1 protein-coding gene is annotated in these 3088 nt (G+C 40.5%); it reads left to right on the plus strand.

All coding sequences use genetic code 11. The features are described 5' to 3' along the window. Positions 1-30: 30 nt before the first annotated feature. The coding region (locus B0680_RS10855; RefSeq protein WP_158078329.1) for a hypothetical protein at positions 31-3088 on the plus strand (3058 nt) is incomplete at its 3' end.

A 3088-nucleotide genomic window follows, 5' to 3' on the forward strand; every position in this document is an offset into this window, starting at 1 on the left:
AATAGTTGACCGGTACATAGAGCCATGCAGATGTACCAAGAGACAGGTGAACCTGTACATATTGCTCGTAAGAAAGACAGTCAAGAATGGGATGTCTATGCAGGTAATGTAGATAAACCTACTCAGAAGCGTACAGGTGCATTGAATATCAATGACGCACCTAGTTCAATTCAACTGGTCAATAGTATCCAAAATGAAGCCAAGGCAATTGCACAAGTACATAGAGCATATACTACTGCTCTTGGTTTACCTGATGTAACTACTCAGATTGATTTATCTGGCTTACAAGACTTTGAGCAACCTGTACAACCATCACTGAATAACATGGATGCAGGTATGAACCCTACTCGTGGTACACCTGCACCTGTGAATGTAGAGCGTTCAGCTCCTGTAGATATTAATATGGTCAACGCAATGGCTACAGATGCTATGCGTAAGAACCGCAATCTACCTGATCCTATGGATTTTGAACCTGTTACACCACCTACGCCTAGTGTTTCAGTCAATACTGATACCACTACTTCTACTGGCTTAGTGCGTGGTCATTTTAATTCTGTGACTGACTTTAATACAGCCAGAGAACAAGGACAGATTAATCCAAATGCAGTATGGGTAGGTCGTGGTGCAACTGGTAAACAACAGATTAGCCTAAGTAACTTCCTACAATCAGGCAACACCAAAAAAGATACTGATAGTGAGAATATCAGAACTGATGTCAATAACTTAATGGAAACCATTGAGATTAATGGTGAACCAGTTACTCGTATCAAAGCAGGGGTATTGGGTAGTCCTATCAACATCCAAGATGTAAACAAAGTCCCTAAGCTACCACAGCAAGACAGATACCTAGTCGTACACGATGGTACAGCAGAAGGTAAGCTATCAGCTCATGTAGAGTCAGCAAACCGCTATATGGATATGCTACGAGTCTCTGTAGCGAATAACTCCAATATGGCTAAAGCACTAGCTACTATGGCTATGAACCCTGATACAGAGTTCTATAGTGACCCTATGAACATGAGCCATGACTTCACAGAGAGTAAAATCTTAGAGCAAGTACTACCTGCTATCCGTAATACACTGGGTGATAAAAACCCTGATGAAGCCAAAGGTAAATGGCTACAAGATGCAGTAGGTCATGCTTTGACTGGTATGGGTACAATGATGGCTGATGGACAATTCCACAGTGAGATTAGTCGTGAAGTCCCTAATGGTGTCAAAGACTATGTGGGTAAGGTTACAAAATATCCTACAGTGGTACAAAGCAGTGAGTCATTACAACAATGGCAACCTACTTCATTGGCTTCAAACCAAGAACAAGAAGTAGAAGTACAGACAGCACCTGAGCTACTGACTGGTGATAATACACCGCCTGTAGTTACACCTGCTGCACCTGAAGTAACACCTGCTACTGCACCTACACCTGTAGAGCAAGAAGCCAGTGTACCTACAGAAGTACCAACCCAAGTACCTGAAGCAATCCAAGATAATACAGAAGTCACAGCAAAACCTGTTACTCGTAATTCTAAAGTCGCTACTAAGACTAAGAATAACACTAAGCAAGCTGTTGCTACTGGCTTAAACAAAGAAGCAGTACAAACTGCTAAAGCACCTAAACAAGTGATTGAAACAGAGCAAGAAGTAGATACAGTACCTACTGAATATAGCAAAGATACACCTATCCCTAAAGCTCGTGTCAATCAGGTAGTCAGTGTACAAGAATTGGTTTCTGAGATGGGTAACTATAAACCACAGACAGAACAACCAACCAAGATACCAGCAGAACTTCAAGTCAAGCGTGAAGAAGCTCGTGGTGTAATTGAAGCTGTTGCTCAGTTTAATCCACATCTCAAAGTACAAATCCAAGATAAAGACAGCTATGCTGATGAGAGTACTAAGACGGATAGCAATACCATCTATGTGGATGAAAGCAATCCAGAAGTACTACAAGAAACAGCAAAACAACTGGTCAGTAAATCAGTGGCTCATATTGCTGATGAGATTGATCAACTTACAGCTGAAGATATGGCTTCATTTAAAGAGACAGAAGACAAACTGACTTCAGGTGAATTGGTACATGAGAAAGGTACTAAAGATGCTCATGATCATGAGCGTAAACGTAAAGTCATGTCACTGCGTCAAGACTTAAGTGAGATCGCAAAGACAGTCAATATGTCAGTAGGTCAAATGCTTCGTGATAAACCAAAGATCAAAGAGCAATACCCTGATGTGATTGCACGATTGGCTTTGGCTACAAGCAGTCATGCTAATCTGATCAATATGGGTATCTTTGATGAAGATACCAAAGCTATCTTGAAACAGATCAAGATGAAGCGTAAGAATACATGGACTACAGCTTATGAAAACTTGGTAGATGTAATCTCTCGTTTCTTTGGTAAAGAGCCTAAGCAACATACAGCGTATAGCAGGCTCATAGACGCTCTTGGTGATGCTTCTGCAATCAATGCAGGGGATTATACTGCTGCGTTTAAACAATCAAATACAGCGAAAATCAGAGCATTTAGAGACACTGATAAAGATACGCCAATGACTGAAGTGAAGAAGTTGTTATTCCCTGTCAAAGGTAACACTACTGAAGTACGTCATGCATTACAAGCACACTTCAAACAAGAGCCATCATTAAAGCGTCCTTTGTCTAGTATTCCTGACTTTGTGATGAACTTAAGCCAAGATGTGAATGCTGCAACCAGTGCACTTGGTTTTGAAAGAAATGCGACTGAAGCCCAAGAGAAGCAAGTCATGGACTTTGTTGCATTCACTCAACTATTCACTTCATATCTTGAGCAAGCTATCAAGGTGAAGAAGAATAAAGATTACCTATATCAAAGTAAAGCGAACTATTTCATTGAAGAAGATGAGAATGGTAATGTCAGTATTGAATCCAATGTAGCTTCTGCTTTGGCTTATGCTGCTTATGACTATATGATGACTAAAGGTAATCATCAGCGTAATACAGATAAAGAGATCTTTGGTTTACTGGGTATCCATGATGAAGATGTACAAGATGCACTCTACTTACCAAAAGAAGTACGAGAAGCTTATCAGTATTGTACCGGTACAATATTCC

Origin of the sequence: Moraxella pluranimalium (assembly GCF_002014825.1) — a bacterium.
Classification (GTDB): domain Bacteria; phylum Pseudomonadota; class Gammaproteobacteria; order Pseudomonadales; family Moraxellaceae; genus Moraxella; species Moraxella pluranimalium.